Here is an 11,306-nt window from a genome sequence, read left to right on the forward strand (position 1 = left end):
ACGAGTCCGTCGTTGAGGTGGGTGACGGTGAGACCGATGTCGAGGTGCTGGGACTGGGTCCGGTCCAGGCGGATGCCTTCGGCGTGCTCGGGGTCCGCCTCCGCAGCAGCGGTCTCGACCGCGTTCTCGACCGCCACCCACGAGCACGAGGCCAGCACGGGTGCCAGCTCACCGTCCACGTGAGCCGCGGCGATGGGGTCGAGGCGGCGGGTGCGGTCGGTGACCCGGCGGACCTTCCACACCGGGATCTCCCCGGTCATGGTCTTGGCCCAGATCTGGGGGAGCCGGTACTTCGCTTCCAACGCTGCACCGAGGTACGCCCGACCTTGGTGCGCGGTCATGCCGACCGCGGCGGCGAACTCCGCGACCGCGAACTCGCTCATGCCGGGGGCGCCTTCGCCGGCCAGGGCGATCGGTTGGTCGCCGAACATCACCAGCTCGCCCAGCTCGTCGACCACCGCGTCCTCGACCGGTGCCGGGTGCGCTTCGGCCCACCGGGCGGCGAGCTCGAACTTCTTCGCGGCGGCGAGTCGTTCGGCGAGGTCGGCCTCGGTCGCGCACGCCAACAGGTCCCGCAGCTGCGGGACCTGGGTCCGGGTGCGTCGAGCCATGCTCGATCCTACCACGATTCGAACAGATGTGCGAATGAGGTTGTGAAGAAGTTTCGACGAGATCTACCGGTCGCGGGGTGGTGGTTTCGAGGCTCGCTGCGCTCGCACCTCAACCACCGTGTGCCGGGAAGCGACCGCAATCACGAGCCGGTCGTGCCCGTGTAGGAAGCCTGTCGGCGCGCGACCACAGACCGACCCGCGGGCTGTGGTGGTTTCGAGGCTCGCTGCGCCCTCAACCTCAACCACCGTGTGCCGGGAAGCGACCGCAATCACGAGCCGGTCGTACCCGTGTAGGAAGCCTGTCGGCGCGCGACCACAGACCGACCCGCGGGCTGTGGTGGTTTCGAGGCTCGCTGCGCTCGCACCTCAACCACCGTGTGCCGGGAAGCGACCGCAATCACGAGCCGGTCGTGCCCGTGTAGGAAGCCTGTCGGCGCGCGACCAAAGACCGACCCGCGGGCAGTGGTGGTTTCGAGGCTCGCTGCGCTCGCACCTCAACCACCGTGTGCCGGGAGGCGGCCCCGGCCACGAGTCCGCCGTACCCGTGTAGGAAGCCTGTCGGCGCGCGACCCCAGGCCGACCCGGGGTGGTGGTTTCGAGGCTCGCTGCGCTCGCACCTCAACCACCGTGCCGGCGGGCTGTGGACGGATGTGCAAGAGGCAGATCGTGACGGTCGCCACGCTGGGTCGTTGACGAGGCATGCGCGCTCGAGTCGACCTCGTCATCCTCGCCCTGCTGATGCCGTTCCTGGTGTCGCTGCCGGTCACCGGCACCACCGCGGCGCCGGCGCCCCGGCGGCTCGCGATCGAGGTGCTCTCCAACCGCGCCGACCTGATCTCCGGCGGCGACGCGCTGATCGCGGTCCGGGTGCCGCGAGGCGTCCGGCCGAAGAGCGTCCGGGTCACCGTCGGCAAGCGCGACGTGACGAGGCGCTTCGACCGGACCTCGAGCCACCGCCTCGTCGGCCTGGTGCGCGGTCTCGCGCTGGGGCGCAACGTCGTGCGCGCGACGGCACCGGGGGCCAGGCCGGCACGCAGCGTCATCGTCAACCACCCCAACGCCGGTCCGGTCTTCTCCGGCCCGCAGACCGAGCACTACCAGTGCGGGTCGTGCCGGCAGCCGGCGAAGTACGACCTCCTCTACCGCTCGACCAACCCGCTCCAGAGCGAGCTCCAGCCGTACGACGCGAAGAACCCGCCGTCCGACGTCGCGACCACGACCACCGACCGGGGCGTCCGGGTGCCGTTCGTCGTACGCCGCGAGCAGGGCTTCCAGGACCGCGACCGCTACACGATCCTCACGCTCTTCCGCCCGGGCCAGCACTGGTCGGCGACGAAGCCGCAGCGTCAGTGGAACCACAAGCTCCTGGTGACGCACGGCGGCGGCTGCGGTGCGTCCTACGCGCCCGGCGAGCCGCCGCTCGTCGACTACTCGGGCACCCTCGACGGCGTCCCGGGTGTCACGTCGAGCTACATCACGGCGCTCGGCAAGGGCTTCGCGGTGCTGTCGACGGCGCTCGACAACACCGGCCACAACTGCTCGGTCGCGATGAACGCCGAGTCGGTGATGATGGCCAAGGAGCGCCTCGTCGAGCGCTACGGCACGCTGCGCTACACGATCGGCACCGGCTGCTCCGGCGGCTCGATCGCCCAGCACACCGTGGCGAACGCCTACCCCGGCATCTACCAGGGCCTGATCACCACCTGCTCCTACCCGGACACGTTCACGGCGGGTGCGCAGTTCGCCGACTACCACCTGCTCCGGCTCTACTTCGAGGACCCGTCTCGGTGGGGCGCCGGCGTGGCCTGGCTGCCGACCCAGATGGCGCAGGTGGAAGGACACCTGACCCACCTCAACGCCGTCGTCGCGGACGAGGGGCTCTTCAAGGCCGCGCTCAACCCCGTGCACGCCTGCTCGGGCACGGCGGACACCAAGGCCGGCGACCCCAGCACCCGCTACGACCCCGCGACCAACCCGGGCGGCGTCCGCTGCTCGGTCCTCGACCTGCTCGTCAACCAGCTCGGCCGGCGACCGCAGAGCGTGTGGACCCCGCAGGAGAAGGCCGCGGGTCACGGCTTCGGCGGGCTGCCGTTCTCCAACACCGGTGTGCTCTACGGGCTCTCGGCGCTGAAGGCCGGCACGATCACGCCGGCCCAGTTCGTCGACCTCAACGCCAAGGTCGGTGGGCTCGACGTCGACTCGCAGCCGATCGCGGACCGCATCGCCGGTGACCCGACGTCGATCGCCAACGCCTACCGCACCGGCCTGATCAACGAGGCCAACCACCTCGACGAGGTCGCGATGATCAACCACGGCGGGCCCGACCCGGGCCTGGCCCACGACTACGCGCACGCGTTCTGGACCGAGGAGCGGCTCCAGGCCGACCAGGGCAACACCGACAACCGGGTGATGTGGTTCGGCCCCACCCCGCTGATCGGCGACGTCAGCTGGGCGACCGAGGCGCTGACCAAGATGGACTCGTGGCTCAGCGCCGTCGAGAAGGACCACTCCCGCAAGGCGCTCTCGCGCAAGGTCGTCGACGACAAGCCCGCCGACGTCGCCGACCGGTGCGTGGTCGACGCGGCCGCGCAGGCGTGCAGCATCGAGCAGCTGCAGACCCTCCAGACCCGGCTCTCGACGCCGCGCCAGGAGGCCGGCGGGCCGAATGCCAACGACATCGTGGCGTGCCGCAAGCAGCCGCTGGACCGCGCCGACTTCGGCTTCATGCTGGTGCCGTTCACCGACGACGAGTGGGCCACCCTCCAGTCCGTCTACCCCGACGGCGTCTGCGACTGGTCCGTGCCCGGCGTCGGCCAGGGGCCGGCCCAGACCTGGCTGCGGTACGACGCGCGCGGCGGCGGCCCGGCGTACGGCGGCCGCAACCTGCCCGCCGTACCCGCACGCTCCGCGACGGGCGTCGTCAGCCCGGTGTGGGCGCCGATGCTCCGCAAGTGACGACTGGGGGTCGACCTCCAGTCGGCCCCCAGTGACTCCCAAGTGGGTCCGGCGACGGTGGGCCCATGAACCGAACCATCGTGGCCATCCTCGCCACCCTCACCACCCTGCTGACCGGCCTGGTCGTCGCGGCACCCGCGACCGCCGCCGCCACAGCCGCCGCGACCCCCACCCCCGGGTCCGACTGCGGTTGCTCGAACGTGGGCGCGTACGTCGCACCCCAGGCGCTCGTGAGCCCCTACATCGGCGGCGCCGGGCAGTCGGCCTCCTCGGGCGCGAAGTACCAGGTCGTCGTCCAGGGCGCGCAGCCCGACCTGACCATCGCGGTGAAGCGGCTGAGCGACGCCAAGATCGTGCTCACGGTCAACGGCGCCCAGGGCCAGTGGGGCTTCAGCCCTGACCAGCGCACGTTCGTCGACTACGGCTTCGTCAACGACAGCACGACGACCTACCAGGTCCGCGCCTTCGACCTCCTCGCGGCAGCGCCCGCGGCGAACCCGCTCTTCTCGCGGGTCTCGGAGCGCGAGCAGCGCCGGGTCGGCTTCAGCCCGCACGGGCGCTACTTCGTCTTCAGCCACATCTACGCCCTCGAGCAGGACCACGTGCACCACGACTTCGTGGACACCACGACCGGCCGCGACTTCGAGATCGACCACTACTTCTACGTCCCGCCGACCGGGAACGGGAGCCCGTTCGGCGAGTCCGGCTTCGGCTTCAGCCCGGACACCGCCGACCGTGGGTTCTCGCTGTCCTACGTGACCAGCCAGACCGACGTGACCGAGGACGTCTACGACCTGACCACCGGGACGCGCACGTTCACCCACGCGCGCCAGGGCTCGGGCTTCGTGCAGTTCAGCCCGTGCGGCGAGATGTTCGGCCTCGTCGACCAGATCAACCAGAGCTCCCTGCGCGACATGCTCGTGCGGACGACGGGCGAGGTCATCCGCAACCAGGAGGAGGCCGGTCTCCCGTTCATCGCCTTCAAGACGACGACGGCCTCGCACCTCGTCACCGTCCAGACCAGCACCACCGAGGTCGTCGCCAACACGGCCCGTGCCACCTGCCCGGACGTGACCCCGCCCTGGTGGGAGACGGCGACCAAGCTCAACGCCGGCAACGTCCGCTCCAACGAGCTCGCGCTCACCTGGCTCGACGCCCACGACGACCGCGCGGTCACGCAGTACCGCGTCTACCGGGGCGCGACCCTCCTCGCGACGACGGGCACGAGCGGCTACTTCTACGTCGGAGACCTGGTCCCAGGCACGACGTACACCTTCACGGTCCAGGCCGGCGACGCGGCGGGCAACTGGTCGACCACCGGCCCGTCGGTCACGGTGACCACCACCTCCGTCGCTCCGACCTGGCCGGCGGGCAGCGCCGTGACCGGAGGTACGACGACCGCGTCGTCCATCCCGATCACCTGGACCGCCGCCACCCACGGCGCGGGTGTCGCGGGCTACCGGGTCTACCAGGACGGCGTGCTCGTCGGCAGCACCGACGGGTCCACCCGTGCGTACACCGCCGACGGGCTCGAGCCCGGTGCGGCGTACACGTTCAAGGTCGAGGCCTCGGACGCCGCCGGGCACTGGACGACCACCGGTCCGTCCGCCCGGCTGCGGACGCAGAGCCTGCACCGGGTCGGGACGAACTCGATCAGCGGCACGTTGTGGTGGGACGTCAACGGCAACGGCGTCAAGGACGCCTTCGAGGGCGGTGCCCCCGACGACGTCGGGCTGTACGCCTACCGGATCGTCGACGGCAACGCCGCGACCACCGGCATGACGCCGTCCACCGCCGCCGACGGGTCGTTCACGCTGGCCGACCTGCCCGACGGCACCTACGTGCTCGCGACGCTCGACTACCCGTTCGTGCAGACCTTCCCGGCCGACTACCAGCCGCAGGTCGTCACCATCACGGACGGACAGGGCTGGGCCGGCGTCGAGTTCGGCGTCGACGAGGGCACCTTCCCCGAGCTCGACGAGGGCGCGGGCTCGATCTCCGGCACCGTCACCCAGGACGGACCGGCCGCGGGCCAGCGGGTGTCCTGCTACTACATCCCGATCGGCTCGGGCTGCACCAACCTGGTCGAGGACGGCATCCTGACCGATGGCGCCGGTGGGTTCTCGGTCACCGGCCTCCAGCCGGGCACCTACGTCGTCCAGCCCGAGGGCGCCGACGGCGTCACCCAGACGGCCCCGGTCGACGTCGACGGCGACCCCCTCGGTCGCGTCGTCGTGATCGGGCCGGATGGCGGCGTCGTCACCGGGCTCGACTTCACGCTGAGCGGCACGCCGACGCCGGACCCCGACCCGGAGCCCACGCCGGACCCGGAGCCCACGCCTGACCCGACTCCGACCCCGGACCCGGAGCCCACGCCGGAGCCCACGACCGACCCGACGCCCACGCCGGAGCCGACCCCCGACCCGGTCGTCGTCCCGGCGAGCGCGCCGCGACAGCTGAAGGCCCGGCGCGCCGGCCGGCTGGTGGTCCTGACCTGGACCCGTCCCGCCGCGCTCGGTGGCTCCGACCTCGTGGACTTCGTCGTCCAGCAGGCGACCGGCCGCGGTCGCTGGGTGGCGGTCCGCGGCCGGGCGTCGGCGAGCAACCGGCTCGTCGTGCGGCTGCCCAAGGCAGGAGCGACGGTCCGGTTCCGGGTCGCCGCCCGGACCGCCGTGGGCCTCGGGACCTGGAGCGGCGCCGTACGGATCAAGGTGCCGGCGCCGCACCCTCGCCGCTGATCCCGGCGGCACCCAGACCGGCGAGGTCGCGACCCACCCCCGGGGTTGCGGCCTCGCCGCCTCCTCTTGACGACCGTGCGCGTCAGGCGGCAACGTGCGCGCATGGAGCGCGTGCCCCACGAGAACGTCGCCACGGTGCTGGTCGACCCCGTCGTGCTGCACGAGCTCGAGGTGCACCTGATGACCCTCGACCTGCGGCTGTGGCCCATCGCCACCGCGCCGATCTGCCCCGACGGACCGCGCCGCGCCTTCCAGGTCCGCAACCGGATGCTGATGGCCCGCCGGGGAGCGTGGGACGACGCCGCCACCTGGACGCCGGCGTGGATCTCCTTCGGCGACAGCTGGTACGACGGGGCCGAGCCGCTCCCGTGGGTCGCGCACCAGACGCTCTACCGGACCCTCGAGCAGTACGCCGACCGGGTCCGCTACCGGCCCGGCCTCGGCGGCGTCCCGCGCCTCGCCGTACCGCAGGAGCGCAGCGCGTAGGGCCGGACGAAATGGACGAAGCCGCAGACCAGCGAGCTGATCTGCGGCTTCGGTGCCGGTGGCCAGGGGCGGGGTCGAACCGCCGACCTATCACTTTTCAGGCGATCGCTCGTACCAACTGAGCTACCTGGCCAAGCCGGGAAAACCATACAGGAGCAGTCGGGTACCGACGAAAATCGGGGCGACCGCTCAGCAGGCGGCGTCGACGGCCGTCTCGACCACGACGTCGTGCACGCCGATCAGCCGGTCGATCTTCGCGGCCACCCGCTGCACCTGCCAGGCGTCGCCGCGCACGCCGATCACCACGAGCACGTCGTCGCCGGAACCGACGACGTACTCGAAGTGGCCGATGCTGAACGGGCCGAGGACAGACGCGAGCCGGGTCAGCATCGCGTTGCCGTCGACCGCCCGCGCGCGCAGGATCGTCACCGCAGCAGGCTAGGTCGCGACGCCCGCCCCGGGTTCGTCGTGGTCGACGGGTCGGTGGCGGCATCCTCGTCGGATCGGACGAACACCCGGCGGAGGTCCGCTCCTAGCGTGTGCGGCATGAGCAACCTCGATGCCGTCCGGGCCTGGATCGACGACCAGCTGCCGACGCTCCTCGAGAAGTACGACGTCCCGGCCGCCGCCTGGGCCGTCCTCGCCGACGGCGAGGTCGCCGACGGCGCCGCCGGCATCCTCAACAAGTCCACCGGGGTCGAGGCGACCCCGGACTCGATCTTCCAGATCGGCTCGATCACCAAGCTGTGGACCAGCACCCTGGTGATGCAGCTGGTCGACGAGGGCAAGCTCGACATCGACCTGCCGGTCCGCACCTACCTCCCGGAGTTCCGGATCGGCGACGAGGCCGCGGCCGCGGTGATCACCACCCGCCAGCTCCTCATCCACACGGCCGGCTTCGAGGGCGACATCTTCACCGACACCGGCGTGGGCGACGACTGCGTCGAGAAGTACCTCGGCGTCCTGCACGAGGTGCCCCAGCTGTTCCCGGTCGGGGAGCGCTTCTCCTACAACAACGCCGGCTACTGCGTCCTCGGCCGCCTGGTCGAGGTGCTGCGCGAGAAGACGTACGACGCCTGCCTGCGCGAGCACCTCTTCGCCCCGCTCGGCCTCACCCACGCCGCTACCAACCCCTACGAGGCGATCATGTTCCGCGCCGCGCTCGGCCACATCGAGCTCGAGCCGGGCGGTGGCTACCAGCCCGCGCCGTACTGGACCTTCGCCCGCTCCAACGCGCCCGCAGGCTCGATGCTGTCGATGCGCCCGCGCGACCTGCTCAAGTTCGCGGCCATGCACATGGCGGACGGCAAGGCCGAGGACGGCACCCAGGTGCTCGCGCCCGGAACCGCCGCCCGGATGCACGCCAAGCAGGTCGAGCTCCCGGACCTCGGCCTGATGGGCACCTCCTGGGGCTTGGGCTTCGAGCGCTTCGACACCCCCGAGGGCGCGATCATCGGCCACGACGGCAGCACCATCGGGCAGAACGCCTTCCTGCGGATCGTCCCCGAGGCCGGCGTCGCGGTCGCGCTGCTCACCAACGGCGGCGACATCATCACGCTCTACCAGGACCTCTACCACCACGTCCTCGACGCCCTCACCGACACCCACCTCCCGGCGCTGCCGGTGCCGCCGGACGACCCGCCGACGATCGACGCCAGCCGCTACGTCGGCACGTACTCCACCGAGGTCGGCGACATGACCGTCAGCCAGGACGAGGACGGCCGGATCTGGATCGAGATGGTCCCGAAGGGCATGTTCGAGGAGCTCGGCGAGCAGCCCGAGCGCAAGGAGCTCGTCTACTACAGCGACGACAGCCTGATCCCCGTCGAGTCGGACCACGGCATGCACATGCCGCACGCGTTCCTCGGCGACGACGGCGAGGGCCGCGCCCTCTACCTGCACGTCGGTCGCGCCATCCGGCGCGCCGGAGCCTGACCCACCCCACCCCGAGAAGGAACCGCCATGAAGCTTGCCGCCCCAGCTCTGGGACTCTGCGTCACCGCCGTCCTGCTCGCCGGATGTGGAGGGAGTGACAGCGGCGGCAGCTCCGACGGGAGCAGCAGCAGCGACTACGTCGACGGCGGCACCTTCACGATGGCGCTGAAGGGCGACCCCGGCAAGCTCGACCCGCAGTCCTCCGCGAGCAGCCAGCTCTTCACCGTCAACCAGCTGGCCTACGACAACCTGGTGGCGGTCGACGGCGACACCGGCGAGATCGAGTCGCAGCTCGCGACCGACTGGAAGGTCGACGGCACGACCGTCACCCTCACCCTCGCCAAGGGCATCACCTGCGCCGACGGCAGCCCCTTCACGGCGACCACGGTGGCCGACAACATCGCCTACGTCGGCGACCCGAAGAACAAGAGCGCCTACCTCGGCGTCTTCCTCCCGGCGGGTGCGACCGCGAAGGCCGACGACGCGGCCGGCACGGTGACGATCACGCTGGCCCAGCCCGCGCCGTTCGTGCTCAACGGCCTCGCCAGCCTGCCGATGGTCTGCGACGCCGGGATGAAGGACCGTGCGTCGCTGTCGAAGACGACGTCCGGCACCGGCCCGTACGAGCTGACCGAGGCGGTGCCCGGCGACCACTACACGTACCAGCTCCGCGACGGCTACACATGGGGCCCGAACGGCGCCACCACGGCCGAGAAGGGCATGCCTGCGACGGTCGTGATGAAGATCGTCGAGAACGAGAGCACCGCCGCCAACCTCCTGGTCTCCGGCGAGATCAACGCGGCCTCGGTCATCGGCCCCGACGTGAAGCGGCTCGAGGCCCAGAAGCTCTTCTCCTACGGCACGCCCGCCCTCCAGGGCGAGCAGTGGTACAACCACAACGACGGCCACGAGACCAGCTCCGCCGACGTGCGGATGGCGCTCACCCAGGCGCTCGACCTCGGCGAGCTCGCCTCGGTCTCGACCGCGGACGCCGGTACGCCGGCCACCACCCTCGCGGCGATCGCACCGGTGGCCTGTCCCGGTGACTCGGTCTCCGGGTCGCTCCCGGCCCAGGACGTCGACGCGGCGAAGGCCGTGCTGGACGGCAAGAAGCTCACCTTCCTCTACTCCAGCGCCGGTGGCAGCGCCGTCGCGGCGGCCGCGGAGCTCGCGGTCCAGGAGTGGAAGGCCGCCGGCGCCACGGTGACCGCGAAGGGCGTCGACGAGACCGCCCTGCAGGGCGCCATCTTCGGCACCGGCGACTGGGACATCGCGTGGGTCCCGCTCAACGTCAACAGCCCCGACCAGCTGGTGCCGTTCCTGTCCGGCCCCGGCCTCGCCGACGGCGGCACGAACTTCTCCGGCATCGACAACGCCGACTACTCCGACGGGGTCACCGCGGCGAACGCCAAGCCCGGCTCCGAGGGCTGCGACACCTGGCTCGACGCCGAGTCCAAGCTGGTCGCGGCCGCGGACATCGTGCCCTTCGCCAACAACGTCGTGAAGACGTTCGGCAACGGCGCCGAGTTCGAGTACCCGGGCCAGCTCGTGCCCACCAGCATCCGGATGCTGGCGAAGTAGTCGATGACGACGGCGAGCTCGGTCGCCCCGGTCCCACGGGTGGCCCGCACCCACCCGTGGGTGCGGTTCGGGGTCCGACGTCTCGGGCGCCTGCTGCTCTCGCTGTGGGTGCTGGTGACGGCGTCGTTCCTGATGATCCACCTGATCCCCGGCGATCCGGTGCGGGCGGCCCTCGGGCCGACCGCACCGGCCGCCCTGGTGGCGTCCAAGCGCGAGGAGATGGGTCTCGACGACCCGATCCTGGTGCAGTACTGGCACTACCTCCAGCACCTCTTCACCGGCGACCTCGGCACCTCGGTGGTCTCGCGGCTGCCGGTCTCCGAGATCGTCACGCAGCGGCTGCCCGCCACCCTGGCGCTGGCCCTGCTGGCGTTCCTGGTCGCGATCGCGGTGGCCGTGCCGATGGGCGTGCTGATGGGCGTCCTCACCCGGCGCGGCCACGGCCGGCGTACCGAGCTGGTCTTCACCACGAGCAGCGTGGTCGTCGGGATCATCCCCGACTTCCTCATCGGCGTCGGTCTGGTCTACGTCTTCGCCATCAACCTCGGCTGGTTCCCGGTGGCAGGCAACGACACCCCGTCGGCGTACGTCCTGCCGGTGCTGTCGCTGGCGATCGGGCCGGCCGCGATCCTGTCCCGGATCATCCGGGTCGAGATGGTGTCGGTGCTCCAGTCGGACTTCGTCCGGACCGCCCGCGCCAAGCGGTTGCCGGCGCGCACCGTCTACCTCGGGCACGCGCTGCCCAACGCGCTCACCGCGTCGCTGACGCTCGGGGGCCTGATCCTCAGCAGCCTGGTCGCCGGCACCGTGCTGGTCGAGAACGTCTTCGCGTGGCCCGGCCTCGGCAGCACGATCGTGTCCTCGATCCTCAACAAGGACTACCAGGTCGTGCAGGCCGTCGTGCTCGTGTACGGCGTGGGCGTGCTGCTGGTCAACACCTCCGTCGACGTGGCGCTCGCGCTCCTCGACCCGCGCTCGATGATCCGGGAGGACTGATCCT

At 71.3% G+C, this 11,306-nt stretch carries 7 protein-coding genes, 1 tRNA gene and 1 pseudogene; 6 read left to right on the plus strand and 3 right to left on the minus strand.

Going from position 1 to position 11,306, the window contains the following annotated elements; all coding sequences use genetic code 11:
* A pseudogene (locus ACFPYL_RS14450) lies at positions 1-611 on the minus strand (hypothetical protein); the annotation flags it as partial.
* Between the two features lie 699 nt (positions 612-1,310).
* Here ACFPYL_RS14450 and ACFPYL_RS14455 point away from each other — a divergent pair.
* The 3 genes from ACFPYL_RS14455 to ACFPYL_RS14465 all read left to right on the plus strand — a co-directional run bounded on the left by ACFPYL_RS14455 (position 1,311) and on the right by ACFPYL_RS14465 (position 6,790).
* Positions 1,311-3,566, plus strand: a complete 2,256-nt coding sequence (locus ACFPYL_RS14455; RefSeq protein WP_379155487.1) for a DUF6351 family protein — start codon at positions 1,311-1,313, stop codon at positions 3,564-3,566.
* A gap of 65 nt (positions 3,567-3,631) precedes the next feature.
* Positions 3,632-6,304 (plus strand): fibronectin type III domain-containing protein, encoded by a 2,673-nt coding sequence (locus ACFPYL_RS14460; RefSeq protein ID WP_379155490.1) that lies wholly within the window; start codon positions 3,632-3,634, stop codon positions 6,302-6,304.
* A gap of 102 nt (positions 6,305-6,406) precedes the next feature.
* Entirely contained in the window at positions 6,407-6,790 is a 384-nt protein-coding gene (locus tag ACFPYL_RS14465) for a hypothetical protein (protein WP_379155493.1), read from the plus strand.
* Between the two features lie 59 nt (positions 6,791-6,849).
* Here the strand turns inward: ACFPYL_RS14465 and ACFPYL_RS14470 are convergent.
* Both ACFPYL_RS14470 and ACFPYL_RS14475 read right to left on the minus strand, forming a co-directional pair.
* Positions 6,850-6,923, minus strand: a tRNA-Phe gene (locus ACFPYL_RS14470).
* 56 nt (positions 6,924-6,979) lie between these two features.
* Positions 6,980-7,219: a hypothetical protein gene (locus tag ACFPYL_RS14475; protein WP_379155496.1), complete on the minus strand. Its 240-nt coding sequence runs from the start codon at positions 7,217-7,219 to the stop codon at positions 6,980-6,982.
* Between the two features lie 117 nt (positions 7,220-7,336).
* Here ACFPYL_RS14475 and ACFPYL_RS14480 point away from each other — a divergent pair, with 117 nt between their 5' ends.
* From ACFPYL_RS14480 to ACFPYL_RS14490, 3 genes are read left to right on the plus strand one after another with little or no spacing between them, the layout of a single operon-like run.
* Positions 7,337-8,725: a serine hydrolase domain-containing protein gene (locus ACFPYL_RS14480; protein WP_379155499.1), complete on the plus strand. Its 1,389-nt coding sequence runs from the start codon at positions 7,337-7,339 to the stop codon at positions 8,723-8,725.
* Positions 8,726-8,752: 27 nt separating this feature from the next.
* Positions 8,753-10,306 carry an ABC transporter substrate-binding protein gene (locus ACFPYL_RS14485; RefSeq protein WP_379155502.1) on the plus strand — a complete coding sequence of 518 codons (1,554 nt, stop codon included), beginning with the start codon at positions 8,753-8,755 and terminating at the stop codon, positions 10,304-10,306.
* Positions 10,307-10,309: 3 nt separating this feature from the next.
* On the plus strand, positions 10,310-11,302 hold the full coding sequence (locus ACFPYL_RS14490; RefSeq protein WP_379155505.1) for an ABC transporter permease: 993 nt from the start codon (positions 10,310-10,312) through the stop codon (positions 11,300-11,302).
* Positions 11,303-11,306 lie beyond the last annotated feature (4 nt).

Source organism: Nocardioides hankookensis (genome assembly GCF_042658885.1).
GTDB classification, from domain to species: domain Bacteria; phylum Actinomycetota; class Actinomycetes; order Propionibacteriales; family Nocardioidaceae; genus Nocardioides; species Nocardioides hankookensis.

Coding starts and splice junctions, on each gene's coding strand:
- ACFPYL_RS14460 (WP_379155490.1), top strand. CDS start 3,632: ATGAACCGAACCATCGTGGCCATCCTCGCCACCCTCACCACCCTGCTG.
- ACFPYL_RS14485 (WP_379155502.1), top strand. CDS start 8,753: ATGAAGCTTGCCGCCCCAGCTCTGGGACTCTGCGTCACCGCCGTCCTG.
- ACFPYL_RS14455 (WP_379155487.1), top strand. CDS start 1,311: ATGCGCGCTCGAGTCGACCTCGTCATCCTCGCCCTGCTGATGCCGTTC.
- ACFPYL_RS14490 (WP_379155505.1), top strand. CDS start 10,310: ATGACGACGGCGAGCTCGGTCGCCCCGGTCCCACGGGTGGCCCGCACC.
- ACFPYL_RS14465 (WP_379155493.1), top strand. CDS start 6,407: ATGGAGCGCGTGCCCCACGAGAACGTCGCCACGGTGCTGGTCGACCCC.
- ACFPYL_RS14480 (WP_379155499.1), top strand. CDS start 7,337: ATGAGCAACCTCGATGCCGTCCGGGCCTGGATCGACGACCAGCTGCCG.